Source organism: Comamonas sp. JC664 (assembly GCF_042647185.1).
Genome location: NZ_JBHRUZ010000027.1, coordinates 1 through 16,722, shown reverse-complemented (window position 1 = coordinate 16,722; position 16,722 = coordinate 1). Strand labels below are relative to the sequence as shown.

At 63.6% G+C, this 16,722-nt stretch carries 15 protein-coding genes and 7 pseudogenes; 9 read left to right on the top strand and 13 right to left on the bottom strand.

Annotated features, from left to right (window positions below; translation table 11 throughout):
* Positions 1 to 29: 29 nt before the first annotated feature.
* Positions 30 to 248: a hypothetical protein gene (locus tag ACFODQ_RS04170; RefSeq protein WP_377015259.1), complete on the bottom strand. Its 219-nt coding sequence runs from the start codon at positions 246 to 248 to the stop codon at positions 30 to 32.
* Here ACFODQ_RS04170 and ACFODQ_RS04165 point away from each other — a divergent pair.
* Positions 239 to 2,105 (top strand): annotated as a pseudogene (locus ACFODQ_RS04165) (phosphoenolpyruvate carboxykinase (GTP)). The gene ACFODQ_RS04170 and the pseudogene ACFODQ_RS04165 overlap by 10 nt on opposite strands.
* Before the next feature lie 383 nt (positions 2,106 to 2,488).
* Here ACFODQ_RS04165 and ACFODQ_RS04160 read toward each other — a convergent pair.
* On the bottom strand, positions 2,489 to 2,926 hold the full coding sequence (locus tag ACFODQ_RS04160; RefSeq protein ID WP_021029029.1) for a hypothetical protein: 438 nt from the start codon (positions 2,924 to 2,926) through the stop codon (positions 2,489 to 2,491).
* A 146-nt stretch (positions 2,927 to 3,072) separates the two neighbouring features.
* Between ACFODQ_RS04160 and ACFODQ_RS04155 the strand changes: the two are divergent.
* The 3 genes and pseudogenes from ACFODQ_RS04155 to ACFODQ_RS04145 all read left to right on the top strand — a co-directional run bounded on the left by ACFODQ_RS04155 (position 3,073) and on the right by ACFODQ_RS04145 (position 5,600).
* Positions 3,073 to 4,047 (top strand): annotated as a pseudogene (locus ACFODQ_RS04155) (LysR family transcriptional regulator).
* A 41-nt stretch (positions 4,048 to 4,088) separates the two neighbouring features.
* Complete coding sequence (locus tag ACFODQ_RS04150; protein WP_116927620.1) at positions 4,089 to 4,934, top strand: metallophosphoesterase; 846 nt, start codon at positions 4,089 to 4,091, stop codon at positions 4,932 to 4,934.
* A 245-nt stretch (positions 4,935 to 5,179) separates the two neighbouring features.
* Positions 5,180 to 5,600, top strand: a pseudogene (locus ACFODQ_RS04145) (universal stress protein).
* 79 nt (positions 5,601 to 5,679) lie between these two features.
* Here the strand turns inward: ACFODQ_RS04145 and ACFODQ_RS04140 are convergent.
* Positions 5,680 to 6,717, bottom strand: a complete 1,038-nt coding sequence (locus ACFODQ_RS04140) for a LysR family transcriptional regulator ArgP (RefSeq protein ID WP_377015256.1) — start codon at positions 6,715 to 6,717, stop codon at positions 5,680 to 5,682.
* A gap of 87 nt (positions 6,718 to 6,804) precedes the next feature.
* Between ACFODQ_RS04140 and ACFODQ_RS04135 the strand changes: the two are divergent.
* A pseudogene (locus ACFODQ_RS04135) lies at positions 6,805 to 8,138 on the top strand (D-amino acid dehydrogenase).
* A gap of 69 nt (positions 8,139 to 8,207) precedes the next feature.
* On the opposite strand, the gene ACFODQ_RS04130 reads toward ACFODQ_RS04135, so the two are convergent.
* The 4 genes from ACFODQ_RS04130 to ACFODQ_RS04115 all read right to left on the bottom strand — a co-directional run bounded on the left by ACFODQ_RS04130 (position 8,208) and on the right by ACFODQ_RS04115 (position 10,343).
* Complete coding sequence (locus ACFODQ_RS04130; RefSeq protein WP_377015254.1) at positions 8,208 to 9,305, bottom strand: branched-chain amino acid aminotransferase; 1,098 nt, start codon at positions 9,303 to 9,305, stop codon at positions 8,208 to 8,210.
* A gap of 237 nt (positions 9,306 to 9,542) precedes the next feature.
* Positions 9,543 to 9,725: an alpha/beta fold hydrolase gene (locus ACFODQ_RS04125; RefSeq protein WP_377015262.1), complete on the bottom strand. Its 183-nt coding sequence runs from the start codon at positions 9,723 to 9,725 to the stop codon at positions 9,543 to 9,545.
* Positions 9,722 to 9,976: a hypothetical protein gene (locus ACFODQ_RS04120; RefSeq protein WP_377015261.1), complete on the bottom strand. Its 255-nt coding sequence runs from the start codon at positions 9,974 to 9,976 to the stop codon at positions 9,722 to 9,724. The genes ACFODQ_RS04125 and ACFODQ_RS04120 overlap by 4 nt, the downstream gene beginning before the upstream one ends.
* A gap of 142 nt (positions 9,977 to 10,118) precedes the next feature.
* Positions 10,119 to 10,343, bottom strand: coding sequence for an alpha/beta fold hydrolase (locus tag ACFODQ_RS04115; RefSeq protein WP_377015252.1), 225 nt, complete (start codon positions 10,341 to 10,343; stop codon positions 10,119 to 10,121).
* Positions 10,344 to 10,502: 159 nt separating this feature from the next.
* Between ACFODQ_RS04115 and ACFODQ_RS04110 the strand changes: the two genes are divergently transcribed.
* Entirely contained in the window at positions 10,503 to 11,030 is a 528-nt protein-coding gene (locus ACFODQ_RS04110; protein ID WP_021029037.1) for a flavin reductase family protein, read from the top strand.
* A 61-nt stretch (positions 11,031 to 11,091) separates the two neighbouring features.
* Here the strand turns inward: ACFODQ_RS04110 and ACFODQ_RS04105 are convergent.
* From ACFODQ_RS04105 to ACFODQ_RS04095, 3 genes and pseudogenes are all read right to left on the bottom strand, one after another.
* Positions 11,092 to 11,866, bottom strand: a pseudogene (locus tag ACFODQ_RS04105) (ferredoxin--NADP reductase).
* A 145-nt stretch (positions 11,867 to 12,011) separates the two neighbouring features.
* Entirely contained in the window at positions 12,012 to 12,590 is a 579-nt protein-coding gene (locus tag ACFODQ_RS04100) for a LysR substrate-binding domain-containing protein (protein ID WP_377015249.1), read from the bottom strand.
* Positions 12,591 to 12,616: 26 nt separating this feature from the next.
* Positions 12,617 to 12,958: a LysR family transcriptional regulator gene (locus tag ACFODQ_RS04095; protein WP_377015247.1), complete on the bottom strand. Its 342-nt coding sequence runs from the start codon at positions 12,956 to 12,958 to the stop codon at positions 12,617 to 12,619.
* Positions 12,959 to 13,220: 262 nt separating this feature from the next.
* Between ACFODQ_RS04095 and ACFODQ_RS04090 the strand changes: the two genes are divergently transcribed.
* The 3 genes from ACFODQ_RS04090 to ACFODQ_RS04080 all read left to right on the top strand — a co-directional run bounded on the left by ACFODQ_RS04090 (position 13,221) and on the right by ACFODQ_RS04080 (position 14,142).
* Positions 13,221 to 13,640 (top strand): alpha/beta hydrolase, encoded by a 420-nt coding sequence (locus tag ACFODQ_RS04090; protein ID WP_377015245.1) that lies wholly within the window; start codon positions 13,221 to 13,223, stop codon positions 13,638 to 13,640.
* Positions 13,640 to 13,783 (top strand): hypothetical protein, encoded by a 144-nt coding sequence (locus ACFODQ_RS04085; protein WP_377015243.1) that lies wholly within the window; start codon positions 13,640 to 13,642, stop codon positions 13,781 to 13,783. The genes ACFODQ_RS04090 and ACFODQ_RS04085 overlap by 1 nt, the downstream gene beginning before the upstream one ends.
* A 134-nt stretch (positions 13,784 to 13,917) precedes the next feature.
* On the top strand, positions 13,918 to 14,142 hold the full coding sequence (locus tag ACFODQ_RS04080; RefSeq protein ID WP_377015241.1) for a hypothetical protein: 225 nt from the start codon (positions 13,918 to 13,920) through the stop codon (positions 14,140 to 14,142).
* A 4-nt stretch (positions 14,143 to 14,146) separates the two neighbouring features.
* Here the strand turns inward: ACFODQ_RS04080 and ACFODQ_RS04075 are convergent, their stop codons facing one another.
* The 3 genes and pseudogenes from ACFODQ_RS04075 to ACFODQ_RS04065 form a co-directional block, all read right to left on the bottom strand.
* Positions 14,147 to 14,971, bottom strand: coding sequence for an IclR family transcriptional regulator (locus ACFODQ_RS04075; protein WP_116927611.1), 825 nt, complete (start codon positions 14,969 to 14,971; stop codon positions 14,147 to 14,149).
* Between the two features lie 29 nt (positions 14,972 to 15,000).
* Positions 15,001 to 16,133 (bottom strand): annotated as a pseudogene (locus tag ACFODQ_RS04070) (alpha-hydroxy acid oxidase).
* 33 nt (positions 16,134 to 16,166) lie between these two features.
* Positions 16,167 to 16,722, bottom strand: a pseudogene (locus ACFODQ_RS04065) (dihydrodipicolinate synthase family protein); the annotation flags it as partial.

The following is a 16,722-nucleotide window of genomic DNA, read 5'->3' as shown; positions in this document are numbered from 1 at the left end:
AACCGGTATCAATACAGTTATGCATTTCGTCATGCGTCAAATGCATAGATGTTGAGACTGAAAATCACCGTTTTGGGGCCGACTGCTAAAATCGCCAGTCCAGCGTAGGCATTTTTGCGCACAGGCATGGCGCCTTGTCCGACGTTGTGGAGACGGTTTTTCAAAAATGGGTTGCTGTCGGCCAGGGGCTTGTCGCAGCGGTTTTTGATGAACCGTTTACAACTTTGAAAGCCTTCCCATGAACGCAAACATCCAGGCCGGTGTCGCCATTCAGGCCCCCGACTACGTCAAGAACCCCAAGCTCATCGCCTGGGTGGCCGATATGGCCGCGCTGTGCAAGCCCGATGCCGTCTACTGGTGCGATGGCAGCCAGGAAGAATACGACCGCCTCTGCCAGCAACTGGTCGATGCCGGCACCTTCAAGAAGCTCAACCCCTCCAAGCGCCCCGGCAGCTTTCTGGCCTGGTCCGATCCCTCGGACGTGGCCCGCGTGGAAGACCGCACCTACATCTGCTCGGCCAAGAAGGAAGATGCCGGCCCGACCAACAACTGGATGGAACCTGCCCAGATGCGCTCGACTCTACAGCCGCTGTTTGACGGTTGTATGAAGGGCCGCACCATGTATGTGGTGCCGTTCTCGATGGGCCCGCTGGGCTCGCCCATTGCCCACGTGGGCATCGAGCTGTCCGACAGCGCCTATGTCGCGGTCAACATGAAGATCATGACCCGCATGGGCCGTGCCGTGTATAACGTGATCGGCAGCGATGGTGCATTTGTGCCCTGCGTGCACACCATCGGCGCGCCGCTGCAGGCGGCGAAAAGGACACCACCAGCTGGCCTTGCAACAAGACCAAGTACATCGTGCACTACCCCGAGACGCGCGAAATCTGGTCCTACGGTTCGGGCTACGGCGGCAATGCGCTGCTGGGCAAGAAGTGCTTTGCGCTGCGCATCGCCTCCACCATGGGCCGCGACCAGGGCTGGCTGGCCGAGCACATGCTGATTCTGGGCGTGCAAAATCCCCAGGGCAAAAAGTACCACGTGGCCGCCGCTTTCCCCAGCGCCTGCGGCAAGACCAATTTCTCGATGCTGGTGCCGCCCACTGCTTTGAAGGCTGGAAGGTCACCACCATCGGCGACGACATCGCCTGGATTAAGCCCCAGGCCGATGGCTCGCTGCGCGCCATCAACCCCGAAGCCGGCTACTTTGGCGTGGCCCCCGGCACCAACTACCACACCAACCCCAACTGCATGGCCAGTTTGGACAAGAACGTGATCTTCACCAACGTCGCGCTGACCGATGACGGCGATGTGTGGTGGGAAGGCATGGAAAAGGACAGCGGCCAGCTGCCCGACCACCTGATTGACTGGCAAGGCAAGGACTGGACGCCCCAGATCGCCAAGGAAACCGGCGCCAAGGCCGCCCACCCCAATGCCCGCTTCACCGTCGCTGCCACCAACAACCCGGCGCTCGACGAAGCCTGGGACGACCCCAAGGGCGTGAAGATCGATGCCTTCATCTTTGGCGGCCGCCGCTCGACCACCGTGCCGCTGGTGACCGAGGCGCGCAACTGGAAGGAAGGCGTCTACATGGCTGCGACCATGGGCTCGGAAACCACCGCTGCCGCCTTTGGCGCGCAAGGCGTGGTGCGCCGCGATCCATTCGCGATGCTGCCTTTCATGGGCTACAACATGAGCGACTACTTCGCCCACTGGCTGAACCTGGGCGACAAGCTCGAAGCCGCTGGCGCGCAGCTGCCCAAGATCTACACCACCAACTGGTTCCGCAAGGATGCCGCTGGCAAGTTCGTCTGGCCTGGCTACGGTGAGAACATGCGCGTTCTCAAGTGGATGCTCGACCGCCTCGAAGGCCAGGTGCAGGGCACGCAGACCGCCTTTGGCGTGGCACCGCAGTACGCCGAGATCAACTGGACCGGCCTGGACTTCAATGCCGAGCAGTTCAAGACCGTCACCAACATCGACACCGCCGTCTGGACCGAAGAGCTGGCATCGCACCAGACCCATTTCGACCACCTGGCCCAGCGCCTGCCCCAGGCCTTGCTGGACATCAAGGCCGATCTGGAAAAGCGCCTGGCCGCTGCCTGATCGGTAGCTCAGGAAGTCGCTGGTAGCACTGCTGCCAGTGGCTGGGATAGCGAAACACAACAAAACCCCGCATGTTTCAGGCATGCGGGGTTTTGTTTTGTGGGAGTGGCGGGCCGTACACCCGCTGGGGCTCAGCGTCAGCGCATCGGTAGGACTGTGGTTTGTTGCATACAGTCGGCACCGCTGAGGGCAGGAAAGCGCTTGCCAACCTTCTTCCAGGCACCTGCCGCTTGTGCTTGCGGAGGTGTTTAGCGATGACAAGCTGCTGATCCGCTATGGATGGGGGCGACCACCGACAACAAAAAAGCCACGGCATGCCGTGGCTCTTGAAAAGGCAGATCGTGGCTGCCGGCGCTGGGGCTCTGGAGGACCGCCGGCGTTGATCAGTAGTTCTTGTGGTAGAACGAAACCGCTGCGTCGCTCATGGCGCGGTTCAGGTCAGCCATCACGCGGCTGTCTTGCAGGGCCACTTGCCAGGTCTTGTCGTCTTCCAGGGCACGGCGGTGGCCTTCGTCCCAGCTGCGGCGAGCGGCGCGCAGGCTGCTGCTCAGGTTGCGGGCAGGGGCAGCGAGCAGGGCGATGGCGACAAAGGCGACGGCCCACAGCAGGGCCCAGCCAGCGATCCAGTGGCTGCCGCCAGCGACGGAGTCCACCAGGCGGGTGGCAACCACCAGCACGGCAGCGACCAGCGCGGCCAGCATCAACGATGCGCCAACGCCCTTGGTGCCGAAGGTGGTCTTGAGATGTTCAGCAGCACGTTCCACACGCAGAACGCCCGTGTGCTCGGTAGCCATGTCAGTGTGTACAAAACTGTTGGTCATGATGGATGTCTTTGGGATTAATGCTTCTTTGAAGCGATGAACGAAGTATAGGGTTTACCCTAGACGTTCTCAAATTTATCTTTTGAATCTGTATCATTCATGTCAGTGATGTATTGCGGTTCGCCCAGCGCTGCAAAGGATTGAAAATGCTGCCCCACCAATTTCGGCACCTGGACCTGAACCTCTTGCGTGTATTCGACGAGGTGATGAATGAGCGCAGCCTGACCCGGGCGGCCGACAAGCTGGCCATCACCCAGCCGGCAGTCAGCAATGCGATGCGGCGCCTGCGCGAGGCGCTGCATGACGAGCTTTTGGTGCGCAGCGGCCAGGGTGTGGAGCCCACACCGCTGGCCAATGCGCTGTGGCCGGTGGTGCGCGAATCGCTGGCGCCCTGCAGGCCAGCTTTGCGCCTGAGCGCTTTGACCCCGCCCATGCGACCCAGGCCTTTGTCGTGGCGATGGCCGATGCCACCGCCGCCACCTTGCTGCCCAGCCTGATGCACATTCTGGAGACCGAGGCACCAGGCGTCTCTGTGCATGTGCAACCACTCACTACCCGTGATCCGCGCGAGGAGCTGGACGCCGAGACGGCGGACCTGGCCGTGGGCTATTTCCCCTTTGTGCTCGCCGAGATGACGGCGCGCGCCCAGTCGGGGACCTGGTGGATTTCGAGAGCCGGCGCCTCTATGACGGCGAATACCTCTGCGTGATGCGCAAGGACCATCCTTTGAGTGAGGGCTTGCTGACTTTGGAGCGCTACTGCGATGCACGCCATATGCTGGTGAGCTTTTCCGGCCAGCCCTTTGGCTTTTGGACGAGGCGCTGGCATCGATCGGCCGCAAGCGCCGGGTGGTGCTGACGGTGAACCAGTACTTCACCGCCGCGCGCGTGGTGGCGCGCACCGACCTGCTGACCGTTTTGCCGCGTCACTTTGTGCCTGCCACCGGCATCGCCGATCTGCTGGCCTTCCAGCCGCTGCCGCTGCGCGTCGAGGCCGTGCATGTGGATGCGCTGTGGCGCAGCCGCAGCGGGCATATTCCGCCCTCGGCGCTGGAATGGATGCTGCATGCACTGGAGCGCTCGGCCCGGGCGGCTTTTCCTGACCTGGAATTACCGATGTAGCGGGCTGCAAGGCGCTAAAGCCCATGGTAGGCTAGGCGACCATGCACCTGCAAATTCTGTCCGACCTGCATCTGGAGACCCACCCCCATTTCCGTGCCCAGCCTGCGCCCGGCGCCCAGTTGCTGGTGCTGGCCGGCGACATTGGCTCCTACCAGAATGGCTCGATGCTGGACGATAAGGATTTTGGCCTCACCCAGTTCAGCCCGCAGCAGGCTGGCGGCCATTGGCCCGAGCCGGTAATCCTGGTGCCTGGCAACCACGAGTTTGACAACCAGGATTTCGATGCCGCCCGGCTGCGCCTGCGTGCCAGCTGCGAAAAGTTGGGCATCACGATGCTGGACTGCGACACCCTGATCATCGACGGCGTGCGCTTTATCGGCACCACACTCTGGTCCGACTACGACGCCATTGCCCTGCACAACGGCGTGACCGAGCTGGGCGCGCTGATGAAGCAGCGCGAGAAGGCCTTCAAGGCCGCGAACTTTTACTTGACCAAGGCCCAGATGCAGCGCAACGGCCAGCCCTTTTTGGCCGCCGAGATGCGCGACGAAGCGCTGCGCTGCCAGGAATGGCTGCGCGCCGCACTGGCCGAGCCCTTTGATGGCAAAACCGTCGTCATCACCCACTTTGCGCCCAGCCTGCGCAGCGCCGATCCGCGCTATGGGCTGACGCCCGGAACCGCCGGTTTTTGCAATGTGCTCGATGACCTGCTGCCCTATGCCGACCTCTGGATCCACGGCCACCTGCATGCGCCCAGCGATTACCTGGCCAAAGGCCAGCACAGCGATGGCCGCCCCTGGCAATGCCGGGTCGTGGCCAACCCGCTGGGCTATGCGCGCAAGGGCGAGCAGGAGAGCTTCAATCCGCATTGCCTGGTGGCGGTGTAGCCAGGGTCGATCCACTTCCGGCATTCCCTCTGCCAAGCCCAAATCCAAGGGTTTTTTACCTAAATTTGTCGCCGCGCCTGATGCATATCAATGCCCGTTTGACGATAAATCTATATGCTGATACACATGATTTAGCCTGTAAAGCGCGTTCTCGCTGATGGAGCGCGGGTTTGCCAGGCCACAGTCCAGCGTTGGTGGCGCCACCGGTGTTGGGTCCCTCACCCCTTTTTTGAAGGAGTCAAGGCATGCGTATTTTGTTGGCCGTTGATGGCAGCCCCTACACCCAGAAGATGCTCGATTACTGGCAGCGCACGCAGAGTGGCTGACGCCCAACCACCATTACACGGCGCTCACGGTGCAGCCCCTGCTGCCGCCCCGGCTGCCAAGGCCTTGGGCAAGGCGCTGGTGGACGACTACCACAGCGAAGAGGCGCAGAAGGTGCTGGTGCCGGTGCAGGAGTTTCTGGCCGCCCACCAGGTCAAGGCCGTGGCCGAGACTGCCGTAGGCCCGATCTCCCAGACCATTGCCGAGACGGCCGATAAGGGCGGCTATGACCTGCTGATCATGGGCACCCGCGGCCATGGTGCGCTGGCCAAGCTGGTGCTGGGCTCGGTGGCGACCCAGGTGCTGGCCGAGAGCAAGCTGCCGGTATTGCTGATTCGGTAAATGGATCAGATCATGCGTCTGTCATTTGCTATTCACCATATAGCAATACTTGGCGCGGATACTTCGCATGCAATGGATGTCACTGATGAGGGAGGGATGGAACCACCGGTGCGATGAATGCCTGTGGACATCCGGAAACTGCTTGCATCCCCCTGGGGTGCAGGCAGTTTTTTTTATGCCTTGACCATGGCGCGAGCGGCCGCCGTGGCGGCGCCAGGCTGCTCTTGGCGCTGTGCACCATCGCATCGCTCAGGGCGCCCAGCAAGGCCGACTGCAGGTTCCAGCAGTGCCAGTACAGGTCGACGCGCAGCACCTGGGTCTCGGCCACATTGACCAGGCGGCCATCGGCGAGGTAGGGGCGGGCCAGCAGCTCGGGCACCACGCCCACGCCCCAGCCAGCGGCCACGGCGCGCACCTGAGCTTCGGAGTTGGGCACATAGAGCTGGTGCAGGCCGACGGTCTTGAGGCCCATCGCGCGGGCGACAAACACGCGCTGCATGTCGTCCTTGCGGTTGTAGCTCAAAAACGGCAGGTGCTTGAAGTTGCTGCGGTTGATTCCTTGCGGCACATGCTGCTGGGCAAAGGCGGGCGATGCCACGGCGATGTAGTGCATCGCGCCCAGCGCGGTCACGCGGCAGCCGCGCAGCGCCTGCGGCATGGTGGTGACGCAGCCGAGCACCTCGCCGGTGCGCAGCAGCTCCAAGGTGTGGTCCTGGTCGTCGGTGATGATCTCCAGCGGCAGCTGCTGCAGCGCGATGTCCTGCAGTGCATCGAGCGCCCAGGTGGCAATGCTGTCGGCATTGATGGCAATCGAGATGGCCTCGTCATGCGCATTGCGGCGCATGGTGTGGGGCAGCAGGCTGTGCAGCTCCTGCTCCAGGTCGGTGCGCAGCAGCCGCAGCTGCTGGGTGTGCTTGAGCAGCAGCTGGCCGGCAGCGGTGGGCCGCAGCGGGCGGCTGCGCACCACCAGCACCGAGCCGATCTGTGCCTCCAGTGCGCGCAGCCGCTGCGAGACGGCCGATTGCGTCACATTCAGGCGCAGCGCGGCCTTCTCGAAACCGCCTTCTTCAATCACGGCGGCCAGGCATTCCAGCGCGATAGGGTCCAGGTTGCTCATGGGGCTCCAGTATTAGTAGAACTGATGAATCCTGAAGAAGTTTAATTGCACTTTATGTTACAGCCAAGATGCCAGACACTGAGAGGCATGAAAGTCATCATCCTCGGCGCCGGCATCATCGGCACCAGCACTGCCTGGCATCTGCTGCAACTCGGCCACGACGTCACCGTCGTGGATCGCCAACCGGACGCGGCGCTGGAGACCAGCTATGCCAATGCCGCGCAGATCTCGGTGAGCTACTGCGAGCCCTGGGCCAACAAGCATGCCCCGCTCAAGGCGCTCAAGTGGATGTTCGACAAGGAGGCGCCGCTGCTGCTGCGCCCGCATGCCGATCCGCATCAATGGCGCTGGCTCACGCAGTTTCTGGCCGAGTGCAATGACCGCTCCTTTGCCCGCAATGTGCAGCAGATCGTTGCGCTCGGTGCCTACAGCCACAACGCCTTGAAGGCCGTGGTGGCCCAGACCGGCATCCAGTTCAACCGGCTCGAGCGCGGCATTGCCCACTTCTTCACCAGCGACGAAGCGGTGCAGGATGCGCAGATGGCCGTCGACCTGATGCGCCAGTACGGTGTGAACCGCCGCATGGTCAGCACCGAAGAGTTTTTGAAGATCGAGCCCGCCTTCAAGCCCTATGCCGCGCATATCAAGGGCGGCACCTTTACCGAGAGCGACGAGAGCGGCGATGCGCGCGTGTTCACGCAAAAGCTCGCCCAGCTCTGCGCCCAGGGCGGTGTGCAGTTTCTCTACAACCACCGTGTCGAGCGGCTGAATGTGGCCGTGGCGCGATCGACTCGGTCACCGTGCGCGCCACCGCAGCGGGCGCAGACAGCAGCCCGCGCACCTTGCAGGGTGATGCCGTCATCGTCGCCTGCGGCAGCTATACCGCGCCGCTGTTGCGCACCGTGGGCCTGAATGTGGCCATCTATCCGGGCAAGGGTTACAGCGCCACCTTGCCGATCTTGAAGCCTGAGGCCGCGCCCTTTGTCAGCTGCATTGACGATGGCAACAAGCTGGCGATGAGCCGCCTGGGCAACCAGCTGCGCGTGGCCGGCACGATCGAGCTCAACGGTTTTGACAGCTCGCTGGACAGCCCCCTGGCCAAGGCCCGCTGCCACATGCTGGCGCGCCGCATCGAGGAGCTGATGCCCGGCGTCTGCGACACCCGCCTGCCTGAGCAGGGCGGCAACCCGCAGTTCTGGACCGGCCTGCGCCCCGCTACGCCCACCAATATTCCGTTCATCGGCCGCACCAAGATCGGCAAGCTCTGGATCAATGCCGGCCACGGCACCTTGGGCTGGACCCATGGCGCCGGCAGCGGCAAGGCGATGGCCGAGCTGGTGAGCGGGCGCATGCCGGAGATGCGCTTTGGCTTCTATGGCTTCGAGAGCGACAGCAAGCGCCAGACTGCCGTCGCTGTGTAAAGGTCTCACAGCACCGTGAAAAAAGGGCCGCACACTGTGCGGCCCTTTGGCGTTTATATCGCGGACGGATCAGGCGTCCAGACGCACCAGCCAGCCGTGGCGGTCCGGGGCGCGGCCGTACTGGATATCGGTCAGTTCCTTGCGCAGGGCCATCGTGACTTCGCCAGCGGGGGCCGACAGGTCGCCCACCGAGAAGCCCTCGCCCTTGAGCTGGCCGATGGGGTGATCACGGCAGCGGGTACCGCAGGCAAACACTTCGGTGATCTCACCGGAGGCCACGCCCTGCTTCCACTCGTCCACAGCGATCTTGCGCTCTTCGACCACCATGCCACGGTCGCGTGCCAGTTGCAGCAGCGAGTCGCGGGTGATGCCTTCCAGAATGCTGCCCGACAGCGCAGGCGTGACCAGCTTGTTTTGCTTGCCGTAGACCAGGAACACGTTCATGCCGCCCAGCTCTTCGAGGTACTTGCCTTCGGCAGGATCGAGGAACAGCACTTGCGAGCAGCCGTTGTCCTGGGCTTGCTGCTGGGGCAGCAGCGAAGCGGCATAGTTGCCGCCGCACTTGGCAGCGCCGGTGCCGCCCTTGGCCGCGCGGGCATAGTCGGTCGACAGCCAGATCGCCACGGGCGCCACGCCCTTGGCAAAGTAGGGGCCGGCGGGGCAGGCGATCACATAGTAGGTGGCCTTGTGGGCGCTGCGCACGCCCAGGAAGACTTCGTCACCGATCATGAAGGGGCGCAGGTACAGGCTCGCTTCGTTACCACTGGGCACCCAGTCCTTGTCCACGGCGATGATCTGCTTGAGCGATTCCACAAAGACATCGACTGGCAGCTCCGGCAGCGCCAGGCGGCGGGCGGAGCGTTGCAGGCGCTCGGCATTGGCCTGGGGGCGGAAGGTCCAGACCGAGCCATCGGCATGGCGGTAGGCCTTGATGCCTTCAAAGATTTCCTGGCCGTAGTGCAGCACGGCAGCGGCGGGTCCAGCGCAATCGGGCCGTACGGGGTCACCGCCGCATCGCGCCAGCCACCCTCTTTGTCCCAGTGCACCGAGACCATGTGGTCGGTGAAGTGCAGACCAAAACCCGGGTTGTCCAGAATCTTGGCGCGCTCTTGGGCGCTGCGTGGCTGGCTCGATGGGTGACGGCAAAGTCAGGGAAGAGGGGGACACGGGACTAATCCTTCAGTTGGCAACAGGGACAGCAGCGTCCTGTGGGGAGCGCTGCCGATCATGGTGGCCGTCCGCCAGCCTGGAGAGGCTCCAGGAAAGTGACGGGCTGCACGCCAAACCCCATAGCATGCCAGTTTTTTGCCCCGGTGGCGCCCAGCGGGCTGCATTGCCAGGATGGCAAGTCAACCACCTGCAGAGGCAAACGGCCGCCGCAGGCGCCGGATTTACGGGTTTTTCCTAGTGCACCGTGGCGCGCTGGGTCGCCAAAAAGTCGAGCAGCAGGCCTTCGAAGGCATCGGGGCTCTCCAGCTGGGGCCAGTGGCCAACGCCCTCCAGACGGGCATGCCGAGCGTCGGGCAGTTGGTCTGCCAGCGCCTGCATGCGCTGGGGCGGCATGCAGACATCCTGGCCGCCGCTCACCAGCAGGCAGCGCTGGCTGAGGTGGGGCAGGCGCTCGGCCAGGGTGCTGGGCCGGCCAGCATCTCCAGCATGCGGCCATAGGCCAGCGGCTGGATCTGGGTGATCGCGTGGCGCGCCAGCTGCAGCCCTTCGGGCAAGGCCTGCTGGCCCGATTGCAGCTGCACCAGCAGCTCGGCAAAGCGCTGCATCTGCACCGCCTCGGTGCTGGCCTGCTGCTGGCACTGGGCCAGCAATTGCTGGCGCGTCTGCACCCAGTGCTGCTGGCTGTCCGCCTCCAGCGCCGGGCCGCGGCCACCAGGGTCAGGCTGCGCACGCGAGTGGGGTGGCGCAGGGCCAGCTCGGCGGCCACCATCGCGCCCATGCCATGGCCGACGATATGGGCGCGGCCAATCTTCAGCGCTTCGAGCAGGCCATCCGCCGTGGCGGCAGCGCCTTCAGGCTGTAGCCGCCATAGGGTGGCGGGTTGGCATGGTAGCCAGGCATGTCCCAGGCGATCGCGCGGTAGCCCTGGCTGGCGAGCAGCTCCACCTGCGGGGCAAAGCCCAGGTGGTCGGTGTCGGCATCGTGGAGCATCAGCACCGTCGGGCCACTGCCGAGCATCGCGAAGTTGGGAATCAAGGACATAGGTTTGCTTCTCGCCGTGTATTTCCCCTGCAGATGCGGCCCGCCTGCCTTGTTTTCAAGCACCTACGCGCGCAGGGCCTCGCCCCCTGGCCGATAATGACCCCATCCATGCTTTTGACGGCATGGCGTCTGCCCCTGCCGTCTGCCTGCCCCGTGAACCGCTCCCTCCCCCCTGAACACCTGCAATCGCCTGTTTCTGCCTCGTTTTCCGAACGTGAGTTTCGCAATGCGCTGGGCCAGTTCGCCACCGGGGTGGCTGTGGTCACGGCACTGGCGCCCGATGGCAACAAGGTCGGGCTGACGATCAGCTCCTTCAATTCCGCATCGCTCACCCCGCCACTGGTGCTGTGGAGCCTGATGAAAACCGCCTCGTCAATGCCGGTGTTCGAGACGGTGAGCCACTACGCGATCAATGTGATGGGCGCGCACCAGAAGGAGCTGGCCCTGCAGTTCAGCCGCAAGGGCATCGACCGCTGGGCGGGCGTGGAGTATGAAGTGGGCGTGACCGGCGTGCCGCTGCTTGCGGGCGCCATTGCCAGCTTTGAGTGCCGCAACGGCCCGCACCATGATGCGGGCGACCATGTGATCCTCGTTGGCGAGGTTGCGCACTGCCAGCATGTGGTGGGCGTGCCGCCGCTGCTCTACCACGGTGGCAATTTCTACACCGAGCAGCTGATCTAATCTGCGCTGCAGGCAACAAAAAACGACCCGAGGGTCGTTTTTTGCTGGGCGGGGGCGCTGCTTACTTCTCGACGAAGGCGCGCTCGACGACAAAGTCGCCGGGTGTCGAGGTATTGCCTTCCTTGAAGCCCTTGGCTTCAAGCAGTTCCTTCAGCTCAGCGAGCATCGCGGGGCTGCCGCAGAGCATCACGCGGTCGGTGTCCGGGTTCAGTTCGGGCAGGCCGATGTTCTGCGGGAAGGTGCCGGCGGTGATCTGGTTGGAGATACGGCCCTGGTTGCGGAAAGGCTCGCGCGTCACCGTCGGGTAGTAGACCAGCTTGTCCTTGACGATTTCGCCGAGGAACTCATGGTTGGGCAGCTCTTCTTCGAGCAGCTGCTGGTAGGCCAGCTCCTGGACCTGGCGCACGCCGTGCACCACAACGACCTTTTCGAAGTGGTCATAGGTCTCGGGGTCGCGCGCCACCGACAGCCAGGGCGCCAGGCCCGTGCCGGTGCCGATCAAATACAGGTTCTTGCCCGGCAGCAGGTAATCGACCAGCAAGGTGCCCGTGGGCTTTTTGCCGACGATGATGGTGTCACCCACCTGGATGTGCTGGAGCTTGCTGGTCAGCGGGCCGTCATCGACCTTGATCGACAGGAACTCCAGGTGCTCCTCGTAGTTGGGGCTGGCGATGGAATAGGCACGCAGCAGGTTCTTGCCATCGACCTTCAGGCCAATCATCGTGAAGTGGCCGCTGGAAAAAACGCAGCGCGGGATCACGGGTGGTCGTGAAGGAGAACAAACGATCGGTCCAGTGGTGAACAGACAGGACACGTTCTTCGAGAAAGGCGCTCATAGCAGTGCAGTAGTCAGTTGGTCTTGTGTATATCTATAAACGCTATTGTTCACTATTCATACAACTTAAACGTCATATGGACATATCGGCGCGTTGTGAGCGGGGTTTTTAGCCAATAAGCGAAGGCTGCGCAGCCCTGAAACACTCAAGCGGATGGTCCGGTGTGCGCTGCATTCTGATGTTTGGCTGTGGCCGCCACTAAATCGCGGAGCCACACGCAACCCGGATCTTCGTGGCTGCGTTCATGCCACAGCATGCGATAGCCAAAGCCGGGCAATTCAAGCGGTGGCTTCAAAAGCCGGAGGCCATTGGTGTCCGCAAGCGCAGTCGCGACCCGCGTGGGCAGGGTGACGATCAAATCCGAGGCAGCACTGACCAGGCCCGCCGTGGCAAAGTAGGGGAGCGACAGAGCGATATGCCGTTTCTGGTGACAGGCAGCCAGGGCATCATCCACTTCGCCCGTCCGCCCACCAAAGATGCTGACCAGCGCGTGCGGCCACGCGACAAACTCTTCCAGACTGAGCACCTCGTCTGCGCGCGCCTCTTGGTTTACCAGCAAGGGGTGGTTTGTTCGCAGCACGCAGGAATAGGTCTCCCGAAACAGCGGGCGGGTTCTCAGCGTGCCCGCAACCGGATCGTCGCTGTACAGAACGAAGTCCACCTGGCCCGCATTGAGCAGCTCAAAAACCGCATCGGAAAACGGGATCACTTCGATGCCGGCCAAAGGGGCTTGTTGTGCGAAAGCTTGCATCAAGCGGGCAGCACCGCGACTGCGCCGTAGTCGGTGGTAGCAACGCTGAACACGCGCCTGGTGGTGGCCGGGTCAAACACTGCGGGTGCTACACATTCTTCCAGCTGGTGCAGCAATGCGGCAAGCGGTGCCGACAGCGCTTGCGCACGCAACGTGGGTGCCATGCCTCCAGCCACCCGTACCAGCAGTTTGTCGCCCAGTTGCAGACGCAGCTTGGCCAGCGCTCGGCTCACCGCAGGCTGGCTCATATGCAATCGCTCTGCCGTTCTGGTAACACTGCCTGTGTCCAAAAGCACGCGCAGCACCACCAGCAAATTGAGGTCAATACGCCTAATATCCATTTCGCGCATAACCAAGATTCTAACTATTCATTAGGAGAAATATACGCCTTCGCCAACACTTCGAACCCTTGCAAATGGCAAAGAAAGTCAAGTCCCATGTCCTTTCCACGTATCTTCAGCAGCGTTGCCTGATCGCTGGCCTCACCGCTGGCAATGCCCAGGCTGCTGCTCCCGCCTCTCAGGCTGACTCTCGCGCGGCTTCCAAACCCAGGCCTGGGGTGCCAGTGGCCGCATTGCCAACACGCACTATGCGGTCGAGCAGGTGCGGTTCCTGTCGCAAGGCACCGAAATCGTTGGCAACCTGTTGCTGCCCAGTGGGCATGTGGGGCCTCGACCTGCGGTGGCGGTGATGGGCCCCGTCGGCTTTGTCAAAGAGCAATCACCGATGCAATACGCTACACGGCTGGCGCGGGAAGGCTTTGTGGTGCTGGTGTTTGACCCGCGTTACCACGGCGAAAGCGCCGGCACGCCAAGGCGGCTGGAGAGCGGAGCGGCCAAGACGCAGGACCTGCAAGCAGCGTTGGAGTATCTCGCCCAGCGGGCGGAGGTGGACAGCGCGGCGCTGCATCTGCTGGGTATCTGCCAGGGCGTGAACTGGGCGGTGGATGCTGCCATCACCGAGCCGCGCGTGCGGTCGGTGGCGCTGGTGGCCGGGCACTACCTCACGCCCAGACGGCATTGATGTACCTGGGCAGCGAGCAGGAGATCGAGCGCCGCGCCGCACGCTCACAGGCTGCCCTAAAGCAGTTTCAGGAATCCGGTGCCGTGGATTACATCCCGGTCGTCTCGGAGCGGCCCACTCCGCCCAACCGGATGCACTGCTGAAGGCGTCTGCGGTTCAGCAGTTCTACAGCCGCTGGGCCGACCGGCATGCGTTCTGGAACTTCCATGGTCTGTGGGAAAACCGGATCGCCATGATGTCGGAGGCTGGCATCTGGGGGCACCGCGCCGATCAGGCCATGGCCAAGCTCAGCACCCCCACGCTGATGGTGCATGCGGACCGTGCGGCAAGCGGGCCTGACATCCCACGGCGGCTGTTTGCATCCATTCCTGCGGCCAGCAAGGAACTCGTCTGGCTCGGCCAGGAAAACCAGATGCAGTTCTACGAAGACCCCATCACGCTCGACCGCGTGACACCGGAACTCACGCGTTTCTATCACTCCCAGACCGTCCGTACCAGGTGAATGTCTAGAAATTATCCAGGATATTGGAGATCGAGGTCGCCGCCAGCAGCACATGGGGCAGCAGCTCGGCCTCGGCCTTGGCCGTGCCCCAGCGGGTGGAGGGGGCCGAGATGGTAATGGCGCCAATGGGCACACCGCCCCGGCCGGTAATGGCGGCGGCCACCGAGATATCGCCCACCACAGTCTGGTTCTGCACAATCGCATAACCGTCGCGCTCGGCGTCTTCAATGCGGCGCAGCAGCTCCTCGGGGTCGGTCATGGTCTGGGCGGTAATCTTGACCAGCGGGGTCGATTCGATCAGGCGCAGCCGCTCGTCCATCGGCAGCTTGGCCATCATCGCGCGGCCCGAGGCGGTATAGGCCGCAGGCAGGCGCGAGCCCACGGCAAAGTCCGAGTTGTAGATGTAGCGGCCCGGCACCTTGGCGATAAAGACCACCTCGTTGCCATCCATCTCCTGCAGGTTCGAGGTCTCGCCCAGGGTGTGGGTCATCTCGATCAGATAAGGGTAGGCGCGCTCGACGATGCGTTGCGAGCGCAGGTAGTTGTAGGACAGGCGCAGCACCTCAGGCGCGAGCGTGTAGAGGTTGGAGCCAGGCAGGCGCCGGATGTAGCGCAGTTTTTCCAGGGTGAAGATGATGCGCTGGGTGGCACTGCGGTCGAGCTGGGCGGCGCGGGCAATCTCGGCGAGCGACATCTCGCGGTGGGTGTCGCGAAAGGCCTCCAGCACCTGGAAGGCCTTGGCCAGCGAGCCGACAAACAATGAGGATTCACGGGCGGTGGGTTCAACGCTTGCTACGGGCTCGGCAATGCTGTGTGTGGTTTTAGGCATCGTAAAAAGCGGCTGTCTCGGGTCACTGTCTAGTATTTTTGCAGAAAGGTCGCGTCCAGCCTCGTGGCCTGCGGGGCGCCCAGCAATCGGAGGGTGGTCTCCAGCTCGGTGCGCAGTATCTCCAGCACTTCGGCCACGCCTGGGGCCCGCGCGAGGCCAGTCCGTAAAGGGGCGCGCGCCCCAGCAGAACGGCATCGGCCCCAGCGCCCGGGCTTTGGCGATGTCACTGCCGCGGCGCACCCCGCCATCGACAAAGATATGCATCTTGCCATGAACGGCGTCGGCAATCTGCGGCAGTTGCGCCATGGGCGCGGGTGCGCACTCCAGCTGGCGCCCGCCGTGGTTGCTGACCACGATGCCATCGGCGCCCGCCTGCAGCGCGCGCCGGGCATCCTGGGCGCTGAGCAGGCCCTTGACGATGACCGGGCCCTGCCAGTGGCGCCGCACCCAGGCCAGGTCTTCCCAGCGCAGGGCCATGTCCATCTCGCGGCTCATTGCGGCGGCCTGCTTCTGGATATTGCTCTCCACCCCGGCGCTGCGCGCCAGGTTGACCAGCTGCGGCGAGCCGCCCTGGCGCAGCATGCGCAGGCACCAGCGCGGGTGGCTGAGCAAATCGGCCAGCAGCCTGGGCGTCCAGGGCACGGGCATGCGAAAGCCGTTGCGCACATCGTGGTCGCGCTTGCCATGCACCATGTGTCCACGGTCAGCATCAGCGCGCTAAAGCCCGCCGCCTGCGCGCGCGCCATCATGCTCTGCGCAATGCGCCGGTCCTTTTGCACATAGAGCTGCAGCCACAGATCGCCCGGGCTGGCGGCGCGCACATCCTCCAACAGCGACGTGGAGGCGGTCGACATCACAAAGGGCAGGCCGGCGGCATGCGCTGCGCGGGCCAGCACCTGCTCGCCTGGGGCCAGTACAGGCCGTTGAGCCCGGTGGGCCCGACAAAGGCCGGCATGGCCTGCTTGCGGCCAAACAAGGTGATGCTGGTGTCCACCTGGCTGACATCGACCATGGCGCGCGGCAAAAAGGTGACATCGCCCCAGGAGGCGAGGTTACGTGCCATGCTGCGGCCGTCTTCGGCGCCGCCTTCGAGGTAGTCAAAGGCAAAGCGGGACAGGCGCTGGCGGGCCAGCACGCGGTAGTCTTTGATGGCGGGCAGCATCGCGGGTGCTCGCTCAGGCAGCTGGCGCTCGGCCTGCAGCCGCACTGTCAGCGCCTCGCGCAGGCGGGCGGACAGATCGGGGTTGCAATCGACCAGCGGGGCCAGCAGGTGCGGGGCCTGCACACCCACCAGGTCCCAGACCGACTTCATCGGGCCGGGGTTGGTTTCGGCAAAAGCCAGGTCCAAGAGGCCAATCAGCTCTGGTGCAGGGCCAGCGCTTCTTCGGTCTTGCCGCTGGTCAGCAGCGCGTACATGCGGGTCCAGGTCTTGGGCAGCAGGTTGGCCGTCACGATGATGCCGCCCTGGGCGCCGCAGAGCATCTGCGCGGGGAAGATGGTGTCCTCGCCGCTCAGCACCGCAAAGCTGGCATCCACGCCCTGGACCACCTTGAGGAAGTGGTACATGTCGGTGTTGCAGGCCTTCATGCCGATGATGTTCTCGTGGCGCGAGAGCTCGTGCAGCACTTCGGGCGCGATCGAGATGCGGGTGCGGTAAGGGATCTCGTAGATCACCACGGGCAGCGGCGAGCATCGGCATAGCGCATGAAGTAGTCGCGATGCTTGCTGCGATGGCGTGGTGTAGTACGGCG

Coding starts and splice junctions, on each gene's coding strand:
- ACFODQ_RS04150 (WP_116927620.1), top strand. CDS start 4,089: ATGCACCTGCAAATTCTGTCCGACCTGCATCTGGAGACCCACCCCCAT.
- ACFODQ_RS04080 (WP_377015241.1), top strand. CDS start 13,918: ATGGCCAAGCTCAGCACCCCCACGCTGATGGTGCATGCGGACCGTGCG.
- ACFODQ_RS04095 (WP_377015247.1), bottom strand. CDS start 12,958: ATGGATATTAGGCGTATTGACCTCAATTTGCTGGTGGTGCTGCGCGTG.
- ACFODQ_RS04140 (WP_377015256.1), bottom strand. CDS start 6,717: ATGAGCAACCTGGACCCTATCGCGCTGGAATGCCTGGCCGCCGTGATT.
- ACFODQ_RS04160 (WP_021029029.1), bottom strand. CDS start 2,926: ATGACCAACAGTTTTGTACACACTGACATGGCTACCGAGCACACGGGC.
- ACFODQ_RS04075 (WP_116927611.1), bottom strand. CDS start 14,971: ATGCCTAAAACCACACACAGCATTGCCGAGCCCGTAGCAAGCGTTGAA.
- ACFODQ_RS04085 (WP_377015243.1), top strand. CDS start 13,640: ATGTACCTGGGCAGCGAGCAGGAGATCGAGCGCCGCGCCGCACGCTCA.